General features: G+C 71.3%; 8 protein-coding genes. 2 read left to right on the top strand and 6 right to left on the bottom strand.

The features are described 5' to 3' along the window. Window positions 1–59: 59 nt before the first annotated feature. Genes OG883_RS03710 through OG883_RS03685 form a run of 6 tightly spaced genes read right to left on the bottom strand, consistent with a single transcriptional unit; the run spans window position 60 to window position 19720 of the window. Window positions 60–269, bottom strand: a complete 210-nt coding sequence (locus OG883_RS03710) for an MbtH family protein (RefSeq protein ID WP_266534889.1) — start codon at window positions 267–269, stop codon at window positions 60–62. Next, window positions 266–8977 carry a non-ribosomal peptide synthetase gene (locus OG883_RS03705; RefSeq protein WP_266534888.1) on the bottom strand — a complete coding sequence of 2904 codons (8712 nt, stop codon included), beginning with the start codon at window positions 8975–8977 and terminating at the stop codon, window positions 266–268. Before OG883_RS03705 ends, OG883_RS03710 begins: the two co-directional genes overlap by 4 nt. Beyond that, window positions 8974–16749: a non-ribosomal peptide synthetase gene (locus tag OG883_RS03700; RefSeq protein WP_266534886.1), complete on the bottom strand. Its 7776-nt coding sequence runs from the start codon at window positions 16747–16749 to the stop codon at window positions 8974–8976. The genes OG883_RS03705 and OG883_RS03700 overlap by 4 nt, the downstream gene beginning before the upstream one ends. Continuing rightward, window positions 16746–17849: a 2,3-diaminopropionate biosynthesis protein SbnA gene (gene sbnA, locus OG883_RS03695; RefSeq protein WP_266534884.1), complete on the bottom strand. Its 1104-nt coding sequence runs from the start codon at window positions 17847–17849 to the stop codon at window positions 16746–16748. Before sbnA ends, OG883_RS03700 begins: the two co-directional genes overlap by 4 nt. A gap of 21 nt (window positions 17850–17870) precedes the next feature. Beyond that, a complete protein-coding gene (locus tag OG883_RS03690; RefSeq protein WP_266534881.1) occupies window positions 17871–18674 on the bottom strand; it encodes an ABC transporter permease in 804 nt (267 codons plus the stop codon). Next, a complete protein-coding gene (locus tag OG883_RS03685; protein WP_266534879.1) occupies window positions 18671–19720 on the bottom strand; it encodes an ATP-binding cassette domain-containing protein in 1050 nt (349 codons plus the stop codon). Before OG883_RS03685 ends, OG883_RS03690 begins: the two co-directional genes overlap by 4 nt. 258 nt (window positions 19721–19978) lie before the next feature. Between OG883_RS03685 and OG883_RS03680 the strand changes: the two genes are divergently transcribed. Next, complete coding sequence (locus tag OG883_RS03680; RefSeq protein ID WP_266534876.1) at window positions 19979–22219, top strand: MMPL family transporter; 2241 nt, start codon at window positions 19979–19981, stop codon at window positions 22217–22219. Between the two features lie 18 nt (window positions 22220–22237). Then, window positions 22238–23254 (top strand): 2,3-diaminopropionate biosynthesis protein SbnB, encoded by a 1017-nt coding sequence (gene sbnB / locus OG883_RS03675; RefSeq protein WP_266534873.1) that lies wholly within the window; start codon window positions 22238–22240, stop codon window positions 23252–23254. Window positions 23255–23405: the final 151 nt, after the last annotated feature.

The raw sequence follows: 23405 nt of genomic DNA, 5'->3' as shown, positions 1-23405 counted from the left end.
GGATGCCTCTCGGATCAGTCGGTGATGAGGGGTCGGGCTGGGCTGTCGGTGGCGGGCATTCAGGCGGCGTTCCGGATCAGCGACGTGGGGCGCATGTCCGTCCAGGTGCGCTCGATGTGGTCCAGGGCGGCCTCGCGGCTGCCGGCCGGGAGCACGGTGGTCCAGCCGTCGGGCACGGCGGCGAACTCGGGCCAGACACAGTGCTGTCCCTCGTCGTTGACCAGGACCAGGAAAGTGCCGTTCTCGTCGTCGAACGGGTTGTTCTTCATGCTGTGTCCTCCGTGAATTCTGCGATGCCTGAAAGGTGCGCGGCGATGATGCGTCCGATCGCCCCCTGCGGTTCGGGGCGCATCATTCCGTCGTGGTCGGATTCAATGCTGTGGTGGGAAATGCGGCCACCGATGTAGGGGGCCCATTGCGCGAGGGTCGGGGAGTTCTCGTCGGTTCCGTGCGCGGCGGAGAGGAAGAGAACGTCCCCACCGAAACGGTCGGGAGTGAACTCGGCGCTGAGGACGGCGTGGTTGCGCACGATCCGCAGCAGCCGGCCCAGCTGCTCCTCGTCGAGGCCGGCCAACGGGTTGGCATCCCGCCTGAACAGGTCCAGGACCTCGGAGAGTTGCGGCTCGCGGTGCTGGAAGAGCTCGGGATCGTACCCGCAGTACTCCAGGATTTTCGCGAGCAGCGCCCGGTCGTCCGGGATGCCGTCGGGCTCCGGTACGGGGTAGCTGTCGAGGTTCGCGAGGAAGGCGACCCGGTGGCCGAGCACTTCGAGGCGAGTGGCCACGGCGTGGGCGAGAAGTCCGCCGAACGACCAGCCAAGAAGATAGTAAGGCCCCTCGGACTGGATTTCCAGAATTCTCCGTACGTATTCCTGGGCCATTTCCGCAATGGACGTCGGAAGAGGTGATTCCGCGACAATTCCGGACGTCTGGAATCCGTAGACCGGGAATTCCTGGGCGAGATGCTCGACGAGACCGAGGTACGGCCAGCTCAGTCCGACGCCGCCGTGCAGGAAGAACAGCGGCGCCCGTGTGCCCCCGGGCCGTATGGGCAGCACCGTCTCGAATGCCTCCACCAGGAGGGCGGGCCGCTGCGGCGCGGCGGTCCCGGACTCGGCGAGCTCCTCCGCCCGTACGGCCAGCGTCCGCAGGGCGCGGAACCAGCCGTGGGCGAGCGCCTCGGCGGCCTCGGCGTCCAGCAGCCCGCTCGCCCACGTCCAGTTGGCGACCAGCTCGGGACCGTCCGGGCCGTCCTCCACGAGGGCGTCCAGCTCCACGACATGCCCCAGCGGCATGGCGTCGGCGGCCGGCGCGAAAGCCTCCCGGGACTCGGGGGCGGCCGACCACTGCCCGCCGTACGACTCCACCCCGGTGAAGCGGCCGAGGTAGTTGAAGCCGAACTGCGGGTTGACGGCAAGCGCCGGCTCATGGGCGAGGTGGCGCAGGATGCCGTGGCCCAGGCCGTGCGCGGGGAGGGCGGCGAGCTGTTCGCGTACCTCCTTGACCGCCTGTTCCGCACCAAGTCCGGCGGCCCGCAGCAGCACCGGGTGGGTGCTGGTGAACCAGCCGACCGTCCGGGACAGATCGACGCCCGGGTGGAGCTGTTCGCGGCCGTGGGTCTCGACCTCGACGAGCGTGCCGGTCCCCCGGGCGGCCGGGCGCCACTCCTCGACGGCGAGCGCGAGCGCGGCCAGCAGGAGGTCGTTGATCTCTGCGTGGAAGGCGCCGGGACCGCGGTCGAGCAGCGGGGCGGTGTGCTCGGCGGGGAGGGTCAGCCGCAGCTTGGCGGCGGTGGCGTGGGTGTCGCGCGCCGGATCGAGCGGACGGCTGCCGAGCAGCGGCTGGTCGGCACCGAACTGGGTCTGCCAGAGCGGGAGTTCGATGGTTCGGACTCCCTCGGCGGCCTCGGTGTGCAGCAGCTGCGACCAGTGCCGGAAGGACGTGCCGACCGGGTCGAGCGCCGTGGCCGGCCTCTCGTACGCGCTGAGCAGGTCCGGCAGCAGGATGCGCCAGGAGACTCCGTCCACCACCAGGTGGTGCAGCATCAGCACCAGCCGTCCGGGCCGGGTGGGGCCGCGGTCGAGCCAGACCGCCTGGACGTTGACCGCCCGGCGGGGGGCGAGCCGGTCGCGGGCGGCGATCGACTGGGCGGCCACGGCGTGCCGCAGCAGCGCCTCGTCCTCGTACGCCCGGTGCGAGGCGTCGATGCGGCTCAGCAGCGGATGCGCCGGTACGGAGCCGGGGGCGCCGGTCACCAGCCGCCAGGACGCCGGGTCTTCGCCGGACAGGCGCAGGCGCAGGGCGTCGTGGTGGTCGAGGACCGTCTGGAGTGCGGCGGTCAGGCGGTCGAGGTCGAGGCCGGGCGGGGTGGTGAGGACGACGGACTGGTTGAAGCCGTCGACCGGGCCGCCCTCCTCCAGCATGCGCAGCATGACGGGGGTGGGGGCGAAGACGCCGACACCGTCGTCCGTGCCGACGGTCGGGACGGCTTCCGCCCGGCCGACGGCCGCGGCCAGGGCGGCGACCGACTTGTAGGTGAAGACATCGGCCGCGGTGACGCGCAGACCGGCCCGGCGGGCGCGGGCGACCACCTCGATGGAGCGGATGCTGTCGCCGCCGAGGTCGAAGAAGTTGTCGTCGATGGAGACCTCGGGCAGACCGAGAACCGCTGCGAACACCGCGCACAGGTCGCGTTCGGCGTCCGTACGGGGCAGGCGGGCCGGGCCGGTGGAGGCGATGGCCGCGGGGTCGGGGGCGGGGAGGACTTTGCGGTCCACCTTGCCGTTGGCGGTCAGGGGGAGCGCGGGCAGGGTGACGAGAGCACTGGGCACCATGTAGTCGGGCAGCACGGCCGCCAGACTTGCCTTGACCTCCTCCGGCCTGCCCACGATGTAGCCGATGAGCCGGCCGTCGTGCACGGCAGCGGCGGCATCGGTGACACCCTCGACCGTACGCAGCGCGGCCTCGACCTCACCGAGCTCGATACGGTGACCGCGGATCTTGACCTGATGATCGACCCGCTCCAAGAACTCCAACTGCCCGTCCAGGCGCTGCACCACCCGGTCACCGGTCCGGTACATCCGGGCACCGGGCCCGGGAGCGTACGGATCAGCGAGGAACGTGACCGCCGTCTTACGGGTGTCGCCCAGATAGCCGCGACCGACCCCCACCCCGCCCACATACAGCTCACCCGGAACCCCGGGCACCACCGGACGCAGTCCCGAATCGAGAACGTACAGCCGGGTGTTGCGCACCGCACGACCGATCGGAGCCCGCACACCCAGCTCACTGCCCACACCGATAACCGCATGCGTCACATCGTCCGAACACTCCGTAGGACCGTACGCATTGACCAACGGAATGTGCGGGGCGATCTCCAGCCACTGGCGGGCCAGATCGGCGGGGAGGGCCTCGCCCGTGACCATCAGCCAGACGAGCGGGGCGAGTCCGGGCTGCGCGAGACCGCCCTGCCAGGAGTCGACGGCCGCGCGCAGCAGGGAGGGGACGACCTCCAGGACCGTGACGCCGTCCTGTGCGATCCGGCCGAACAGCTCCTGCGGGTCGGCCGCGGTCTCGCGGGAGACGACGACCAGCCGGCCGCCCACCACCAGCGGCGACAACATCTGCCACACCGAAATGTCAAAGGTGACAGGCGCGTTGTGCACCACCACGTCCGACGCCGACATACCCAGGTCCTGCACCTTGGCCAGAAGATGATTGACCATCCCCCGCCGGTGCACCATCGCCCCCTTCGGCCTGCCCGTCGAACCCGACGTGAAGATCACATACGCCAGGTCGTCGGGCTCTCCGGCGAGCGGGGCGAGTCCGTCCAGCGGGTCCTGCGCGCCGTTGAAGGAGACGACGGTCGGCGTCGCACCGGCCAGAGCGAGGATCTCCCGGGCGAGGTCCTCCTGGCCGGGGCCGATGTACAGAACGTCGGCGCGGCTGTCGTCGAGCAGCGCGGCCGTACGGGCCACCGGGGCCCGCAGATCCAGCGGCACCCACGCAGCCCCCACACCCAGAACACCCAGCACACCACCCACAAACGGCACACCCGGCTCACAGAGCACCGCCACCCGACCATCAGGACCCACACCCACAGCCCTCAACCGACGCGTCAACGCCGACCCCAGACCCACCAGCTCGCCGTACGTCGCCGAACCACGCTCATCCTGAACGGCGCGGTCGTCCGGGCGCACGGCGGCAATCGCCCTGATCCGCTCGACCACACCGGTGTACGTGTCGTCGACGGTGGTCGCCGACCAGTCGTCCTCGATCCGGCGACGCTCGGCGGGGAGCAGCGCGTCGGTCTCGCCGAGCCGCCGGTCCGGGGCGCCGACCAGTACGCCCAGCAGATACGTCAGCCGGTCGGCGAGGGACTGCGCGGTCCCGGCGCCGAAGAGGTCGCCGCTGTACTCGAGTACGGCGTCGATCCCGCCCGGTGTGCCCTGGGCCGTACGCCGCTCGAAGAGCTCGAAGGCGAGATCCGCCTTGGCCGTCCCCGTGGTGATCAGCAGCGGCTCGGACTCGGTGCCGGGCAGCCGCACCGCCGTGTCCGGCGTGTTGTGCAGGGTGAGCATCGTCTGGAACAGCGGGTGGCGGGAGAGAGAGCGGGCCGGCGCGAGGGCGTCGACGAGCGCCTCGAACGGCAGGTCCTGGTGTGCGTACGCCGCCAGGTCGCCCGACCGCACCCGCTCGAGCAGTTCGCGGAAGGTCGGGTCGCCGGACAGGTCGGTGCGCAGGACGAGCGTGTTCACGAACAGGCCGACGAGGTCGTCGAGCACCGGGTCCGTACGGCCCGCGACGGGCGTGCCGAGCGGGATGTCGCTGCCGCCGCCCAGCTTGGAGAGCAGGGTGGCGAGCGCCGCCTGGAGCACCATGAAGGTGCTGGCCCCCGACGACCGCGCCAGCTTCCCCACTGCCGCGTGCAGTTCGCTGTCGATACGGAACTCGACGGTGCCGCCCCGGTAGGTGGGGGCCGCGGGCCGCGGGTGGTCGGTCGGCAGCTCCAGCTCCTCGGGCAGCCCGGCCAGCGCCTCGCGCCAGTACGTCAGCTGCTCCTCGGCGACCGCGTCCAGCAGGTCACGCTGCCAGAGCGTGTAGTCGGCGTACTGGACGGGCAGCGGGGCCCAGGCGGGTGCCGCGCCTTCGCGGCGTGTCTCGTACGCCTTCGCCAGATCGCTGCCCAGCGGGCCGATCGACCAGCCGTCCGCGGCGATGTGGTGCACGACCAGCAGCAGGATGTGCTCCGTCGCCGAAACCGTGAACAGCTCGGCCCGCAGCGGCAGTTCGGTCGCCAGGTCGAAGCCCCGGCGGGCCGCGGTCTCCACCGCGGCCTGCGCCGCGCCCTCCCTCAGCTCGGTCACCGGCAGGTCGATCCGTACGGCGTCGGCGTCCAGCACTTCCTGCCGCGGCCGGCCCTCCGTGTCCGGGTAGCGGGTGCGCAGCGCCTCGTGCCGCCCGACGACGTCCCGCACCGCCGCCGCCAGCGCGTCCGTGTCCAGTTCTCCCGTCAGCCGGACGGCGACGGGGATGTTGTACGCCGGGTTCTCACCCTCCAACTGACCGAGGAACCACAGGCGTTGCTGTGCGGGCGAGAGCGGCAGCACCGTGGGCCGTACGCGAGGAGCCGGGGCGGTCCGGGCCTCGCCCGCCCCCTCCAGACGGGCCGCAAGGGCCGCCGGGGTCGGGGACTCGAAGACCGCACGGACAGGCAGGTCGGCGCCGAGCGCGGCCCTGATCCGGCCGACCAGACGGGTGGCGAGCAGCGAGTGCCCGCCGAGGTCGAAGAAGGAGTCCTCCGGGCCGGGGGCGGCCGGGAGGCCCAGCACCTCGGCGAACGCCTCGCACAGCAACTGCTCCTGCGGGGTGCGCGGGGCGCGTCCGGCCGTGCGCAGGGCGGGGTCGGGCGCGGGCAGCAGCTTGCGGTCGACCTTGCCGTTGGCGGTGAGGGGCAGTGCGTCCATGGCGACGTACAGGGCGGGCACCATGTGTGCGGGCAGGCTGTCGCCGAGGTGCGCCCGCAGCTCCGCCGGGTCGGCCGTACGCCCTTCCACGGCGACCGTGTAGGCCACCAACTGGGTGTCGCCCGGCCGGTCCTCGCGAGCCAGCACGGTCGCCTGCGCGACATCGGCATGCGCGGCCAGCGCGGACTCGACCTCGCCGAGCTCGATCCGGAAACCGCGGATCTTCACCTGGTGGTCGGCGCGGCCGATGTACTCGATCTGGCCGTCAGCGCCCCACCGCACGACGTCTCCGGTGCGGTACATGCGGCTGCCGGCCGGGCCGTACGGGTCGGGCACGAAGCGGGTCGCGGTGAGCGAGGGACGGCCGTGGTAGCCGCGGGCCACGCCGTCGCCCGCGATGTACAGCTCGCCGATCGCGCCGGTCGGGGCGGGGCGCAGGGCGTCGTCGAGGACGTACACCTGGGTGTTGGCGATGGGGCGGCCGATGGGCGGCACTCCGCCGCGTACGCCGTCGAGGGTCGCGGCCGTCGACCAGATGGTCGTCTCGGTCGGCCCGTACACATTGGTGACCTCGCGGCTCGCTGCCCGCAGCGCGTCGGCGAGCGGCTCGCCGACGGCCTCGCCGCCGATGAGCACCCGCAGTGCGCCGAGGCTTTCGGGCTGCTCGGTGACCAGGGCGTGCCACAGGGTCGGCGTGGCCTGCATGACGGTGGCGTCGCTGTCGGTGATGAGCCGGGCGAGGGCGGCGGGGTCGCGTACGGTGTCGCGCTCGGCCAGAACCAGTTCGGCGCCGGCCAGCAGCGGCACGAAGATCTCCAGGTTGGAGATGTCGAACCCGAAGGTGGTGACGGACAGGAAGCGGTCCGCCGCGCCGATCCGGAACCGCTCGGCCATGTCGTGGACCAGGTTGATCAGCGCGCCCTGCGGCACGACGACGCCCTTGGGGCGGCCGGTCGAACCGGAGGTGTAGATCGTGTACGCGGTGTCCTGCGGATCGGGCGCCGGGGTGGCGACCGGCCCGGTGGGACGGGCCGCGATCAGCTCCGCCGCGTATGCCGTGTCGAGTGCGAGGTACGGGCGCTCGGTGACGGCCGGAAGCACCTCGGCGACCGCGGTGGTGGTGAGGACGAGCACCGGGCCGGCGTCGTCGAGCATGTAGCCGATCCGGTCGGCCGGGTAGTCGGGGTCGAGCGGCAGATAGGCGGCGCCGGACTTGACGACGGCGAGGGTCGACACGATGAGGTCGGTCGAGCGCGGCAGGGCGATGGCGACCAGCGTGCCGGGGCCGGCGCCGCGGGCGGCGAGCTCGTGGGCGAGGCGGTCGGCGCGGGCGTGCAGTTCGGCGTAGGTCAGCCGCTCGTCGCCGCAGCGGAGTGCGGGCGCATCGCCCCCGGCCCCCCGGTCCTCGGTCGCCGGACGGGCTTGACCTCCTGCGCCGTCGACGCGGCCGGGCGCATCCGGCCCCGCCGGCGTTTGAGGCGCGGGGTTCGGGGCGGAGCCCCCACGGACGCGCGCACCCGCGGCGGAAACCTCGGCTCGGAACGGCTGAAGCGCACGCTCTTCGGGCGTGTCCTCAGTCGCCGGACGGGCTTGCCATGCCAACTGCTCCCGCAGCGGGGCCGTCGGGTAGTCGCGTGCCGTGTCGTTGTACGTGCGCAGCAGCTGCGCCCGCTCCTGTGCGCTGAGCAGGTCCAGCCGGGCCAGCGGCAGATCCGCCGTGTCCGGCAGCGACGCGAGCAGCCGCAGCACCCGGCCACAGATCGCCGCCGCCTCTTCCGCGGTGACCAGGTCCGGCGCGTGGTCGAGGCGGAGCGTCAGTTTCTCTCCGGGCAGGACGAGCAGCGAGAGCGGGTAGTGCGTGGCGTCGCGGCCCTGGATGCCGGTGACGGTGAGGCCGGGGACGGCGTCGCGCAGGGCGTTCGGGTCGAGCGGGTAGTTCTCGAAGATCAGTACGGTGTCGAAGAGTTCACCGTGCCCCGCGTCCTGCTGGATGCGGGACAGGCCCAGGTGCTGGTGGGGAAGCAGCTCGGTGTGCTGCGCCTGGGCGGTGGCGACGACCTCGGCCAGGGTGCGCGACGCCGGGGCGGTGAGCCGTACCGGAAGCGTGTTGATGAACAGCCCGACCATCGACTCGACGCCCGGAATCTCCGGCGGACGGCCCGACGTCGTGGTGCCGAAGACGATGTCGTCGCGGCCGGTCAGCGCGGAGAGGACGACCGCCCACACGCCCTGGAGGACGCTGCTGAGCGTCACTCCGCGCTCGCGCGCCCAGGCGGTGATGCGGCGGGTGGCGTCCTCGTCGAGCCGGGCGACATGGCGTTCGGGCAGGACGGGGGTGCGCCCGGGCGGCGCCGGGACGAGCCGGGTGGGCTCCTCCAGGCCGGTCAGCAGCTGCTGCCAGGCGGTGGCGGCGGCCTGCTGGTCCTGGCCGGCCAGCCAGGAGAGATACGTCTTGTACGTGGTGACCGCGGGCAGACCGGTGGCGTCGCCCCCGGCCGCGTACGCGGCGAACAGCTCCTGGAGCAGGATCGGCATCGACCAGCCGTCCAGCAGGATGTGGTGGCAGGTGATGAGGAGACGGTGGCTGTCCGTGCCCGTACCGATCAGCGTGAAGCGGATCAGCGGCGGGCGGCCGACGTCGAAGGGCTCGGCGCGGTCGCGGTCGGTGGCCCCCTCGAGGTCACCGGTCTCCTCGAACTCCCGCCAGGGAAGGGGGATTTCGCGCGGGACGAGCTGTACGGGCTGCCCGTTCTTGCGGTAGCGGAAGCCGGCGCGGAGGTTGGCGTGGCGGTGCAGCAGCCCCGCGGCTGCGGCCTTGAGGGCCGCCCGGTCGAGCGGTCCTTCGAGGTCGAGGACGAGCTGCACGCTGTACACGTCCAGCTGCTGCCGGTCGTAGACGGCGTGGAAGAGCAGGCCTTCCTGGAGCGGTGTCAGCGGCAGTACGTCACTGAGGCCGCCGCCGCCCGTCCGCCGGGCACCCGCCTTCTGTGGATCTCTCTTCGTCCCGCTCACTGTTCCGTCCCCCACTCATCAGCAAACTCGTTCTCGAACTCGTCGATCTCGCCCTGGTCCAGGCCGTCGACCAGCGACAGGTCCGAGGGCGTGAAGCCCCCGGCGTCGGGGCGCCCGGCATGCTCGACCAGGACTTCCAGCGCGCGGAGCCAGCCGCGGGCGATGGCCTCCGCGTCCGCGTCCGGCACCGCGAGCCCCGCCCATGCCCAGTCGGCGACCAGGCGCGGACCGTCCGGCCGGTCCTCGGTGCGGGCGTTGACGCCCAGCGCGTGCGGCAGCGGCATGCCCAGGTCCATGCCGGCCGCCACGTCCAGGGACTCGGCGGCGAGCTGCCAGTCGGCGGCCTCGGGGAGCGGCATCCTGCCCAGGTAGTTGAAGCCGAGCTGCGGCGCCGGATGGCGGCGCAGCCGCTCGCCCGTGTCCCGGTTGAGGTGACGCAGCAGGCCGTGGCCCATGCCGTGGTCGGGCACCTGGCGCAGTTGCTCCTTGATCTCCTTAAGCGCCTGGCCGACGGCCGGCCCGCCCGCCCGGATGTCGTCCCAGTCCGGCAGCCCCACGTCGAGTCGTACGGGGTGGACGCTGGTGAACCAGCCGACCGTGCGGGAGACGTCCGTGCCCGGCACGATCTCCTCGCGGCCGTGGCCCTCGAGCTCCAGCAGGACGTCCTGCGGCTCGTTCCGCTGCCGACGCCAGTCGGCGACGGAGAGCGCGAGCGCGGTCAGCAGCACATCGTTGATCTCGGCGTGGAAGACCGCCGGGACCTCGGTGAGCAGCGCGGCGGTGGACGTGGCCGACAGCTCCAGGCGCAGCCGGCGCGCGGTGGCGGCGGTGTCCTGGGCCGGGTCGAGCGGACGTCGCCCGATCAGGGCCTCGCCGCCTTCCAGCACCTGCTGCCACAGCGGCAGTTCGGCGATCCGGTCGTTGCTCGCGGCTTCCTGGTGGAGCAGCTGAGCCCACTGCCGGAACGAGGTTCCGACCGGGGCGAGCGGCGTGTCCGGGTGCTCGTACGCCTGCGCCAGATCCGGCAGCAGGATGCGCCAGGACACGCCGTCCACCACCAGGTGGTGCAGGGTGAGCAGGAGCCGACCGGCACGGCCCGGGCCCGCGTCGATCCAGACGGCGCGCAGTACGGCGCCCTCGCGCGGGGCCAGTTCGCGCCAGGTGCGGTCGGCCGCCTGCCGTACCAGGGCGGGCAGTTGGGCATCGGCGACCTGGGCCGCATCCACATGGCGCAGTACGTTCTCGGCCCGTACGGAACCGGGCTCACCGATCACCGCGCCGTCGGCTCCTGTGGACAGCCGCAGCACATCGTGGTGGTCGAGCAGCGCCTGGAGCGCGGCGGTGATCCGCTCGGCCGTCGCCGTCGGCGGGGTCCGTACGACCGCCGCCTGGTGGAAGCCGTCGACCGGTCCTGCGATCTCGTCCAGCCAGCTGGTGATCGGCGTGGGCAGGAGGGTGCCGGTGCCGTTCCCGGTGCCGACGATCTCGACCTGCTCGGCGGCGCGGGCCGCCAGGGCGAGCCCCTGCGGGGTGCGGTGGACGAAGACGTCCTGCGCGGTGATCGCGAGGCCCGCGGCCCGGGCCTTGCTGACCAGCTGGATGGAGCTGATGCTGTCGCCGCCGAGGTCGAAGAAGCTGTCGTCGGCGCCGGCCGTCTCCAGGCCGAGGACTTCGGCGTACGCCTGGCAGAGCGCGGCCTCCCGCTCGTTCGCGGGGGCGCGGCCGGAGGTGACCGCCGTGTAGTCGGGGGCGGGCAGGGCGCGGCGGTCCAGTTTGCCGTTGCCGGTGAGCGGCAGCTCGTCCAGCAGCACGACGGCCGCCGGCACCATGTGCTCGGGCAGGGAGGCGGCCAGCTGGGACCGCAGTTCCCGCGCGTCGCCGTGGTCGGCGCCGGCGGCCGGTACGGCGTAGGCGACCAGTCGCTTGTCGCCGGGACGCTCCTCGCGGACGATCACCGCGGCCTGCGCGATGTCGTCGCGGGCCAGCAGCACGCCCTCGATCTCGCCGAGTTCGATACGGAAGCCCCGCAGCTTCACCTGGTCGTCGACGCGGCCCACGTAGTCGAGGCTGCCGTCGGCGTTCCAGCGCACCAGGTCTCCGGAGCGGTACATCCGTCCGCCCGGTTCGACGGCGAACGGGTCGGCGACGAAGCGTCCCGCCGTCAGCGCGGGCCGGCGGAGATAGCCGCGGGCCAGCTGGGCGCCGCCGATGTACAGCTCGCCGGTGACGCCGGGCGGCACCGGGCGCAGCCGCGTATCGAGGACGTACAGCCGGGTGTTGAAGAGCGGGTAGCCGATGGACGGCTTGACCGCGCCGGACAGCGGCAGGCTGATGCTGGAGCAGACGGTCGCCTCGGTCGGGCCGTACGCGTTGAGCATCACGCGCCCGCGCGACCAGCGCTCGACCAGCTCGGGCGGGCAGGCCTCCCCCGCCACGACCAGTTGCATGCCCTCGGGCATCGGCCGGTCCTGCGGCCAGGCGGAGAGGACGGTCGGCGGCAGGCAGACCATGGTGACGCCGCTGCGGGCGACCAGGTCGGCGAGCGGCTCGCCGGGTCCGCGGTCCTCCGCCGTCGACAGCACCATGGTTGCCCCGGACAGCAGTCCGATGGAGAGCTCCCAGGTGGCGGCGTCGAAGCTGAAGGACGCGAACTGCAGCCAGCGGGTCGCCGGTCCGATGCCCATGCGCGGGCCCTGGTCGGCAACCATCACGGCGACCGTGTGGTGCTCGACGACGACGCCCTTGGGGCGGCCGGTGGAGCCCGAGGTGTAGATGACGTACGCCGGGTGGCGTGCGGTCAGCGGGGCGGTCCGGTCGGCGTCGGCAGGTGCCCGCTCGGGGCGGGCGGCAACCTCGGTGCGCACGTGCGGGTCGTCGAGGAGGAGGCGCGGTACGGACGAGTCGCCGAGGCTCGCGGATTCGGCGGCCATGGTGAGCGCGAGCGCCGGCCGGGAATCCTCGAGCATGTAGGCGATGCGGTCCGGCGGATAGGCGGCGTCGACCGGGAGGTAAGCAGCGCCCGCCTTCAGTACGGCGAGGAGCGCGATCACCATGTCGGGCGAGCGGGGCAGCAGCAGCGCGACCAGATCACCGGGTCCGGTGCCGCGGGCGATCAGTTCATGGGCGAGCTGATTGGCGCGGGCGTCCAGCTGCGCGTAGGTGAGGGTGAGTTCACCGAGGACGAGGGCCGGATGGGAGGGCTGCTGGGCGGCCTTGGCCGCGTACAGCTCGTGCACGGGCGCGAGGGCGACCTCCTGGGTCGGCCCTGCCCACTCACCGAGGATGCGGGCGGCCTCGTCGGGCAGCAGCGCGTCGGCCTGTCCCAGGTGCCGATCGGGGTCGCCCACCAGGATGCCCAGGAGATGGGTGAGGCGGTCGGCGATGGATCGGGCCGTGTCGGCGGTGAAGAGGTCGGTGCTGTATTCGAGTACGGCGTCGATGCCGTCCGGCGACCCGTCGGCGGTGTGCCGCTCGGTCAGCTCGAAGGCGAGGTCCAGCTTGGCGGCGCCGGTGCGGACCGGGGCCACTTCGAGGTCCAGGCCGGGCAGGGTCAGTTCGGCGGCGGCGTTGTTCTGGAAGGCCAGCAGCGTCTGGAACAGCGGCTGCCGCGCCAGCGACCGGCTGGGTGCGAGGGCGTCGACCAGGGCCTCGAACGGCAGATCCTGGTGGGCGTACGCGGCCAGGTCGGCGCCGCGGACCCGGTCGAGCAGCTCCCGGAAGGTCGGGTCGCCGGACAGATCGGCCCGCAGCACGAGCGTGTTGACGAAGAACCCGACGAGCTCGTCCAGGGCGGAGTCGGTGCGGCCGGCGACCGGTGTGCCGAGCGGGATGTCGGTGCCGCCGCCCAGCTTGGAGAGCAGCGTGGAGAGGGCGGCCTGAAGCACCATGAAGGTACTGGCGCCCTGCTGTCGCCCCAACCGGACCGCGGCGCTGTGCAGTTCGCCGTCGATACGGAACTCGACCGTTCCGCCCCGGTGGGTGGAGACAGCCGGCCGGGGGTGGTCGGTCGGCAGCTCGAGCTCCTCGGGGAGACCGGACAGGGTCTCCTTCCAGTAGGCGAGCTGGTCGTCGGCGACCGTGTCGAGCAGCTCGCGCTGCCAGAGGGTGTAGTCGGGGTACTGGACGGGCAGCGGCTCCCACGCGGGGGCGGTGCCCTCGCGTCGTACGGAGTAGGCCTCGGCCAGATCGCGGGCCAGCGGGCCGATCGACCAGCCGTCCGAGGCGATGTGGTGCAGGACGAGGAGCAGGACGTGCTTGCCCGGCGCGAGCGTGAACAGCTCGGCGCGGAGCGGGAGTTCGGCCGCGAGGTCGAAGCCGCGGACCGCGGTGGCGGTCAGGGCGTCCGGCAGCGTCTCCTCAGTGATCGCCGTGACGGGCAGGGCGACCTGTGCGGCCTCGGCGGCGACGGGCAGCACCTGCTGGCGGGGCCGGCCACCGGTGTCGGGGAAGACGGTGCGCAGGGCCTCGTGCCGGGCGACGACGTCGCGGAGCGCTGCCGTGAGTGCGTCCGTGTCCAAGGCGCCCGTCAGCCGTACGGCGAAGGGGAGGTGGTAGGTCGCCGAGCCGTTCTCCAGCTGCTTCAGGAACCACAGCCGCTGCTGGGCCGGGGAGAGCGGAAGCTCATCGGGGCGTGCGGCGGCGGCGAGCGCGGGACGTACGGCACCGTCGCCGACACCGGCGAGGTGGTCGGCGAGTTCGGCCACGGTGGGCGCCTGGAAGAAGATGCGGATGGCGAGTTCGACGCCGAGACGGGTCCGGATCCGGGCGGCGACCTTGGTGGCGAGCAGGGAGTGCCCGCCGAGGTCGAAGAAGTTGTCGTCGATGCCCACTGCGGGAAGCCCGAGGACCTCGGCGAATATCTCGCAGAGGGCCTGCTCGCGCGGGGTGCGCGGGGCGCGCAGATCCGCGGAGACTGCCGCGGGGTCGGGGGCGGGGAGGACTTTGCGGTCCACCTTGCCGTTGGCGGTCAGGGGGAGCGCGGGCAGGGTGACGAGAGCACTGGGCACCATGTAGTCGGGCAGCACGGCCGCCAGACTTGCCTTGACCTCCTCCGGCCTGCCCACGATGTAGCCGACGAGCCGGCCGTCGTGCACGGCAGCGGCGGCATCGGTGACACCCTCGACCGTACGCAGCGCGGCCTCGACCTCACCGAGCTCGATACGGTGACCGCGGATCTTGACCTGATGATCGACCCGCTCCAAAAACTCCAGCTGCCCGTCCGGACGCTGCACCACCCGGTCACCGGTCCGGTACATCCGGGCACCGGGCCCGGGAGCGTACGGATCAGCGAGGAACGTGACCGCCGTCTTACGGGTGTCGCCCAGATAGCCGCGACCGACCCCCACCCCGCCCACATACAGCTCACCCGGAACCCCAGGCACCACCGGCCGCAGCCCCGAATCAAGAACGTACAACCGGGTGTTGCGCACCGCATGACCGATCGGAGCCCGCGCACCCAGCTCACTGCCCACACCGATAACCGCATGCGTCACATCGTCCGAACACTCCGTAGGACCGTACGCATTGACCAACGGAATGGTGGGCTCCAGCTCGACCCAGATACGTGCGAGATCCGCAGGCAGCGCCTCGCCCGTGACCATCAGCGAGCGCAGTGGCGCGAGCGACGGCTGGGGCGTGCCCGCCTGCCAGGAATCGACAGCCGCACGCAGCAGCGACGGCACGACCTCGAGCACGGTCACACCATCGGTGACCACCCGGCCGAACAGCTCCTGCGGGTCGGCCGCGGTCTCGCGGGAGACGACGACCAGCCGGCCCCCCACAACCAGCGGCGACAACATCTGCCACACCGAAATGTCGAAAGTGACAGGCGCGTTGTGCACCACCACGTCCGACGCCGACATACCCAGGTCCTGCACCTTGGCCAGAAGATGATTGACCATCCCCCGCCGGTGCACCATCGCCCCCTTCGGCCTGCCCGTCGAACCCGACGTGAAGATCACATACGCCAGGTCGTCGTCAGCACCCGCCGGCTCCACCAGAGCCGTCCGGCCATCGCACGACCCGTCCCAGGTCACCACCTTCGGTGTGTGCGTCGCCCGGTCCACGATCTCCTTGGCCAGGTCCTCCTGGCCCGGTCCCGCGTACAGAACGTCCGCTCCGCTGTCGTCGAGCAGCGCGGCCGTACGGGCCACCGGAGCCCGCAGATCCAGCGGCACCCACGCAGCCCCCACACCCAGAACACCCAACACACCACCCACAAACGGCACACCCGGCTCACAGAGCACCGCCACCCGACCATCAGGACCCACACCCACAGCCCTCAACCGACGCGTCAACGCCGACCCCAGACCCACCAACTCGCCGTACGTGACCGAACCACGCTCATCCTGAACGGCGATCTTCTCGGGCTGCCGGGCCGCGTGTGCGCGTACCCGCTCCACCACGCCGATGCGCTCGCCGCCGTCCTCGGCCGCGGTCGCTCCCCACTCCTCGCTCAGCACACCCAGCTCGTGGGGCAGCAGGATGTCCAGCTGCCCGAGGACGGCGTCCGCGCCGGCCTCGGCGATCGTCTCCAGCCAGCCGAAGAGCCGCCGCTGGTGCAGCTCCAGCTCGTCCTCGGTGTAGAGGGACGGGTTGGCGTCCAGGCGTACGGCGTATCCGTCGGCGGCCGCGTCGAGATAGATGATCTGCATGTCGTCGACGGGGCCCGTCGACAGGTTGTGCAGCCGTCCCGCGCATGCGCCGAACGTGAAGTCGAAGCCGGACTCCAGAACGTTGACGGTCGGGCCGAGTGAGCGGCCCGCGTCGCCGGTGAAGCCGAGGTCGCGGCGGACCTGGTCGCCGCGGTAGTTCTGGTGCCGCAGCGTGGCGCGCAGTTCGCCGGCACTCTCGCGCAGGAACTCGGCCACACTCTGGCCGGGACGCACCCGCACCGGATGCGGCAGGAAGTTGGCGCGCATGCCCGGCACCGCACGGGCGGCCGCGGTGGCGCGGGCCGGCACGGCGAGGGTGAGCAGGGCACGCTCGACGCCCGCCGCCCGCTGGACGTACGCCCCGGTGGCCGCGATGAGCAGCGTCTGCCAGGTGATCCTCATGTCCCAGGCGAGCGTCCGCAGCCGCTCGACGGTCGCCGCGGGCAGCAGCGCCTCGCGCCGCAGCGAGCGGCGGGCGGGGACGAGCGGCCGCGCGGAGAGGCTGACGGGCTCCGGCGTCGTCTCGAACCGGGCCTGCCAGAAGGCGCGTTCCTTCGCGTACTTGGCGGTGGCGGCATACGCGGCCTCGTCGTCCAGCAGCGTCTGCGGGGCGGGGAAGCCGCCCTCGGCGTCCGGGTCCGCGTAGAGCTCGGCGAGCCGGTTGTAGATGAGGACCCGGCTGAAGCCGTCGACCAGGATGTGGTTGACGCGGATGTAGAAGACCGCGTGGTCCGGGCCGAGCCGGAGCATCACCGAGCGAAGCGTGGGCACGGTGAGGTCCGGCGGGGTGAGCAGATCCTGCCGCATGAACTCCTCGGCGGCACGGCGCGGACGGTCCTGGCCGGACAGGTCCAGCGTCTCGACGGGGAAGTCCTCGACGGGGCTGAAGCTCTGGCGCGGCTCGCCGTCGTGCTCGGTGAAGCGGGCGCGGAGCGTGGCGGCCTCCCGCAGCGTCCGGTGCCAGGCCGCGGCCAGGCGGGCGTCGTCGAGCGGGCCGTGCAGCTCGAGGTAGTCGCCCATGGTGAACACGGGGTTGCCCGGGTCCGCCTGCTGCCCGTACCACATCTCGCGCTGCGCGGCGGAGAGCGGCAGCTGCCGCGCGGGGTGACTGGGGGTCATGACTGCAGTGCTCCAGAAGAGAGATCGGTCAGTTCCTGGCCGTCGGCGCCGTCGGTGCCGTCGGTGCCGCCGTCGGCGTCCGGCTCGGCGTGCGGCCTGGCGCCGGCACCCGTGCCGGCGTCCGCGCCGACGCCGGCGCCCGTGTCCGCTTCGTCGAGGTCGCCGTAGAGATCGCGGACCCAGCTCGACTGGTAGACGGTGTCGAGGTAGCGCTCGCCGAGGTCGGGCGCGATGGCGACCGCCGTGACGTCCTGTCCGGGCCGGTGCTCGGCGAGCCAGCGCAGCGCGCCGCTGACGACCGTTCCGGTGGAGCCGCCGAAGAGGAATCCGCCGCGGGCGAGTGTGTGGCAGGCGCGCAGGGTGTCGGCCTCGGGCACGTGCACGACATCGTCGACGTACGACGTGTCGAGCAGCGCGGGACGTACACCGGTGCCCAGACCCGGGATCATGCGGCGGCCCGCGGGGCCGCCGAAGGTGACCGAGCCGGCGCTGTCGACGGCGACGACGGTGACCGGGCGGGGCTGCTCCTTGAAGTAGCGCGCGCAGCCCATCAGGGTGCCGGTGGTGCCGGCGCCGATGAACAGCAGCTCCAGATCCGGGAACTGCTTCTCGATCTGCGGGGCCGTGGTGCGGAAGTGGGCCCGCCAGTTGTCGGGGTTGGCGTGCTGGTTCAGCCAGACGTAGCGCGGGTCGTCGGCCAGCAGCCCCTGGACGTACGCCAGCCGTGCCGCGAGGAATCCCCCCTCCGCGGACGGCTCGGAGATCGTGTGGACCTCGCTGCCGAGCGACTCGATGACCTTGCGGGTGGCGAGGTTCGTGCGCGAGTCGACCACGCAGATGAAGCGGTAGCCCTTCGCGGCGGCGATGACGCTGAGCGCCACTCCCAGGTTTCCCGAGGAGGACTCCACCAGGATCGATTCCTGGGTGAGTTCACCGCTGCGTTCGGCCGCCTCGATCATGCTGGCGGCTGCCTTGAGTTTGATGGACCCCGCGAAATTGAATCCCTCGCATTTCAAGTGCAGTGGGTATCCGTACATCTCCCGGAGATTTACGTACAGGTCTTCGGTGTTGAATTCCTGCGGCGCCGATATGACCGGCATGACTCCCCCAAATCGACCAGATCATCGCGCGGCCGACGTGCGGTACACACGCAGGCTCAGCGGTACAAGAACTGCAATGAGAACGCTGAGAGTGATCAGCGAAACGATCACCGGGTGCTCGACGGGGTAGCTCCCCGAGCTGACGGCACCGGTGTTCCCCCACAGCTGGCGGCAGGCCTCGGAGACGGCACTGACCGGATTCCACTCGGCCGCCGCCCGCAGCCAGCCGGGCAGCCCGGTGAGCGGCATGAACGAGCTGGAGAGGAAGGAGAAGAGGACCAGCAGCAGTGCGGCCACGCCGTTGATCGCCTCGAGGTTGCGCATCACCATGCCGAGCAGGGCGCCGACCCAGAGCATGGCGTAGGCGAAGGCGAGCAGCAGCGCGAAGCCGGCGAGGGTCTCCCCGAACGTGCCGTGTACGCGCCAGCCGACCAGCAGTCCGGTGAGGGCGACCACCGCGATGCTCATGGCGGCCGTGACCAGGTCGGCGAGCGTGTGGCCGACCAGTACGGTCGCCCGGCCCATCGGCAGCGAGCGGAACCGGTCGATCAGGCCCTTGCCCAGATCACCGGCCACCCCGATCGCGGTGATGCCGATGCAGGAGAGCCCGACCTGGGCGAAGACCCCGGCCATGATGTATTCGCGGTACTCGCCGCCGCTGTTCTCCACCTTGACGACGGTGGCGAAGAGATAGCCGAGGATGATGACCATGGCGACCGGTGTGAGCGCCACCCCGATGATCTTCTCCGGGGTGCGGCGCAGATGGCGCAGATGGCGGCCGGTGAGCGCCAGGACATCGCTGCCGTGGGTGAGCGCCGAGCTCATCGCGCAGCCTCCGTTTTCTTGAACTCCGGGCTACCGGCGGGCTGACCGGTCGCGGATTCGCCGGCCGCGGACTGACCTGTCGCAGGCTGACCGGTCGCGGACTGACCTGTCGCGGACTCTCCGGTGAGGTGGAAGAAGACGTCGTCGAGCGAGGGGCGGCGCAGCGCGAACTCCTCGACGGTGACTCCCGAGTACTCCAGCGCGGTGGCCGCCGAGGCCAGTGCGCCCATTCCGTCCGGCAGTTGTACGGAGACGGTGCGCTGGCGCTCGTCCAGCTGCGGCGGCTGGAGCGCCAGCGGGGCCAGCGCGAACGCGGCGGTCGCCAGCGACGCGGCCTCGCTGACCGAGACCTCCAGGCGCTCGCCGCCCACCTTCCGCTTCAGCTCGTCGGAGGTGCCCTCGGCGATGACCGTGCCGCGGTCGATGACGAGGATGCGGTCGGCCAGGAAGTCGGCCTCTTCGAGGTACTGGGTGGTGAGCAGGACGGTCACACCGCTGTCGACCTGCTCCTGGACCATCCGCCACAGGGTGGCGCGGCTGGCCGGGTCGAGACCGGTGGTCGGCTCGTCGAGGAAGAGCACCTCGGGCGAGGCGATCAGGCAGGTCGCGAGGTCGAGCCGGCGGCGCATACCGCCGGAGTACTCCTTGGCGGGCTTGTCGGCGGCGGCCTCGAGCTCGAACTGCGCGAGGAGTTCGGCGGCGCGGGCGCGGGCGCCCTTGCGGCCGAGCCGCAGCAGCCGGCCGAGCAGAACGAGATTCTCCCGCCCGGTGAGCAGTTCGTCGACGGCTGCGTACTGGCCGGCCAGACCGATCCGCCGTCTGACCTCGCGCTGCTGCTTGACGATGTCGAAACCGGCGACGCGTGCCGAGCCCGCGTCCGGTTCGAGCAGGGTGGCGAGCATTCTGACCGTGGTGGTCTTGCCGGCGCCGTTGGGCCCGAGCAGACCGAGCACGGTGCCCGCACGGACCGACAGGTCCACGCCCCCCAGGGCACGGTGGCTGCCGTACTGCTTCGTCAGACCTTCGGCCTCGATCGCGGTATTCACGCCTTCCCCCCTTCTTGGAATTCGGTGAATCTTCCGACGGGAATTGAACGTAACCGGCCGTATGGCCGGAAGGAACGCGTTCCTGATGTCCGAAGATTGCCGGTGCAGGTTCCTGCAACAGGAGGTTGGCAGGATGTTGCAGCGGCACTGAACTGCCAGTTCTGCGACAGGTGTTGACCTTTGGTTTTCCCTACGCTGAATGACATTGCAGAACCGTCGGTCCTGCACGGTCCTGAAACGTCCTCATCGGGAGAGGTAATGGCGAGTCAACGCAATCTGGCGGCTTCACTGGGAGGCTGGAGCGCCCGGCACCGCAAGACCGCGGTTTTCGGGTGGCTCTTCGCCGTCATCGCGCTCACGGTGCTGGGCGGTATGGCCGGACAGCAGAATCTGACGGAGGCCGACTACGGCACCGGGGAATCGGGGCGCGCCGCCCGGATCCTGGTCGACGCGGACATCCGCACTCCGGCGCCCGAGATGGTTCTCGTGCACAGCGATGAACTCACCGCGGACAAGCCGGAGTTCAAGAAGGCCGTGGCCGACGCGGTCGCCGCGGTCGACGGCACGGGCCTGGCCGAGAAGATCGGCGACCCGTACAAGACGGGCGCGGTCTCCAAGGACCAGCACGACGCGCTGATCCAGTTCGCGGTGAAGGGCGACCCGGACACGGCCGCCGACCGCATCAAGCCGGTCATCGACGCCATCGCGAAGACGGATGCGGCACACGCGTCCGTGACACTCGGCGAGTACGGCGCGGCGAGCGGCCTGAAGGGCATCAACGACTCACTCGGCAAGGACTTCACCCGCGCCGAGTTCACCGCCGTGCCGGTCGCGCTCGGCATCCTGCTGGTGGTCTTCGGCGCACTGCTCGCCGCCGTACTGCCCCTGATTCTAGCGATCACCGCCTGTGTCGCGGCGATGGGCCTGCTCGCGCTCTCCAGCCAGCTGGTGCCGGTCGACGCGATGACCAACTCGGTGATGCTGCTGATGGGTCTGGCCGTCGGCGTCGACTACTGCCTCTTCTACATCCGCCGCGAGCGCGAGGAGCGTGCGGCGGGACGGGACAAGGAGACTGCGCTGCGCATCGCCGCCGCGACGTCGGGGCGCTCGGTGCTGATCTCCGGCATCACGGTCGCCGTTGCCATGGCCGGCATGTTCTTCTCCGGTCTGACGGTCTTCGAGGGCTTCGCCATCGCCACCATCGAGGTCGTGCTGATCGCGGTGCTCGGCTCGATGACCGTGCTGCCCGCCGTGATGGCGATGCTCGGCGACAAGGTCGAGCTCGGCAGGATCCCCGGCTTCCGCCGCAAGGCGCGCGTACGCCACGCGAACGAGCGTCCCGGCAAGCTGCTGGGTGCCGTGCTGAAGGTGCCCTCGCTGTTCGCCCTTATCGGCATCGCCGCGCTGCTCGCTCTCGCCGCGCCGGCGCTGTCCATGAAGACCGAGAAGCTGGGCTTCGACCAGCTGCTGCCCGCGGACAACCCGATGGTCACCACCGCCCAGCGGATCGAGAAGGCCTTCCCGGGCGCGCCCGCCCCGGCCCAGATCGTCTACAAGGCGTCCTCCATCGGCTCGCCCGCCGCGACGCAGGCCATCGAGGACTTCAAGAAGCAGGCCCTCGCCTCGAAGCAGGTGATGAACCCGATCGAAGTCACTGTCCACAAGGGCGAGAACATCGCGGTGATCAGCGCCCCGCTGGCCGGCGACGGCCGTGGCGCGACCTCGGTGAAGGCGCTGGAGACGCTGCGCGAGGACATCATCCCGGCGACGCTGACGAAGGCTGCGGGCTCCGACGCCCCGGTCGGCGGCGACCTGGCGTTCTCGACCGACTACAACGACCAGCTCAAGTCGAGCATCGTGCCGGTCTTCGCCTTCGTCATGGGCGTCAGCTTCCTGCTGATGCTGCTCTGCTTCCGCTCGATCGTCATCGCGATCACCGCGATCATCCTCAACCTGCTGTCGGTGGCCGCCGCGTACGGCGTGATGACCGCGGTCTTCCAGAAGGGCTGGGGCGACGAGCTCGTCGGCACGACGGCGGTCGGCGCGATCGAGTCCTGGATGCCGCTCTTCGTCTTCGTGGTGCTGTTCGGTCTGTCGATGGACTACCACGTCTTCGTGGTCTCCCGGATCCGTGAGGCCCACGACCGCGGCGCGGACAACATCAAGGCGGTCGCGCACGGCATCCGCTCCACCGCCGGCGTCGTCACCAGCGCGGGCATGATCATGGTCGCCGTCTTCGCGGTCTTCGGCACGCTGTCCATGCAGGACTTCAAGCAGCTGGGCATCGGCCTCGCCGTCGCCGTCTTCCTCGACGCGACGCTGGTGCGGGCGGTCCTGCTGCCGGCCGTGATGGCACTGCTCGGCAAGTCCAACTGGTACCTGCCGCGCTGGCTGAAGTGGCTGCCGGAACTGTCGCACGGCGAGGAGGAGGCGGCCGAGGCCCCCGAGCGGACCTCGCAGACCGCCTCCGCGCACCGCACCCCTCTCGTCAACCACTGAATACCGAGGATCCGGAACATGTACGAGTTCAGCGTCATCGGCGGAAAGACCGCCCGGGAGATCATCGGCGCGTCGCGCCCGCAGATCGTCGACGTGGTGCGCGACACCTATCTCGCCCACCACGCGGGCGACTCGGTGAACCCCGACAGCTACTTCCTGCGCTTCCCCGAGAAGCCCGACGCCCGCATCATCGCGCTCCCCGCGCACCTGGGCGGTACGGAGGGCTCCACGGAGGTCTCCGGCATCAAGTGGATCAGCAGCTTCCCGGCCAACATCGAGCGCGGCATCCCGCGGGCGTCGGCGGCCCTGCTGCTCAACGACTACGAGACGGGCTACCCGTTCGCGTGCCTGGAGGCCTCCCAGATCAGCGCGGCCCGCACGGCGGCCTCCGCGGTGCTCGCCGCCGAACAGCTCACCGGCGGCCGCACGGCCGGCAAACTGACGGTGGTGGGCGCGGGCATCATCGCCCGTAACATCCTGGAGTTCTTCAAGTCCCGCGACTGGACGGTCTCCTCGGTCACGGTCCACGACAAGAGCGAGGAGTACGGCGCCGCCCTGGCGTCGTACGCCTCCGAGTCCCTCGGCTACCAGGCCTCCACGGAGTCCTCGCTGCCGTCGGCGCTGAAGGACGCGGACGTGGTGGTACTGGCGACGACGGCCGCGGAGCCGTACATCGTCGACCTGGAGTCCTTCGTCCCCGGCCAGGTGGTGCTGAACATCTCGCTGCGGGACATCGGCCCGGAGCTGATCGACGGGGCGTACAACATCCTCGACGACGTGGACCACTGCCTGAAGGCGAACACGTCACCGCACCTGGCGGAGCAGAAGTACGGCAGCCGCGACTTCATCACCGGCACGCTCGCGCAGGTGGTAAAGGGCGAGGTGACCGTCGGCACGGACAAGCCGGTGATCTTCTCCCCGTTCGGGCTCGGGGTGCTCGACCTGGCGGTCGGCCTGCACATCTACCGCGAGGCCCAGGAGTCGGGCCGGGCGGTGGAGATCGAGGACTTCTTCGGCGAGACGACCCGCTGGTAGTCCACTCCCTCGAGACTGCGGCCCGCCTGGTGTCCCCCGCCGGGCGGGCCGCTTCTCTGCCCGGGACGATCACGTCGCGGACGGGTGGTCGATGACTGCGGCATGAAGGACATCGGCCTGATCGAGTTCGTGCCGCCGGCCCTTGCTGTAG

The organism is Streptomyces sp. NBC_01142 (genome assembly GCF_026341125.1).
Classification (GTDB): Bacteria; Actinomycetota; Actinomycetes; order Streptomycetales; family Streptomycetaceae; genus Streptomyces.
This window is presented reverse-complemented; position numbering and strand designations above follow the sequence as displayed.

What these genes read in the sequence shown, in the direction of transcription:
- OG883_RS03680 (WP_266534876.1), top strand. Translation starts at nt 19,979, where the DNA reads ATGGCGAGTCAACGCAATCTGGCGGCTTCACTGGGAGGCTGGAGCGCC.
- OG883_RS03690 (WP_266534881.1), bottom strand. Translation starts at nt 18,674, where the DNA reads ATGAGCTCGGCGCTCACCCACGGCAGCGATGTCCTGGCGCTCACCGGC.
- sbnA (WP_266534884.1), bottom strand. Translation starts at nt 17,849, where the DNA reads ATGCCGGTCATATCGGCGCCGCAGGAATTCAACACCGAAGACCTGTAC.
- OG883_RS03700 (WP_266534886.1), bottom strand. Translation starts at nt 16,749, where the DNA reads ATGACCCCCAGTCACCCCGCGCGGCAGCTGCCGCTCTCCGCCGCGCAG.
- sbnB (WP_266534873.1), top strand. Translation starts at nt 22,238, where the DNA reads ATGTACGAGTTCAGCGTCATCGGCGGAAAGACCGCCCGGGAGATCATC.
- OG883_RS03710 (WP_266534889.1), bottom strand. Translation starts at nt 269, where the DNA reads ATGAAGAACAACCCGTTCGACGACGAGAACGGCACTTTCCTGGTCCTG.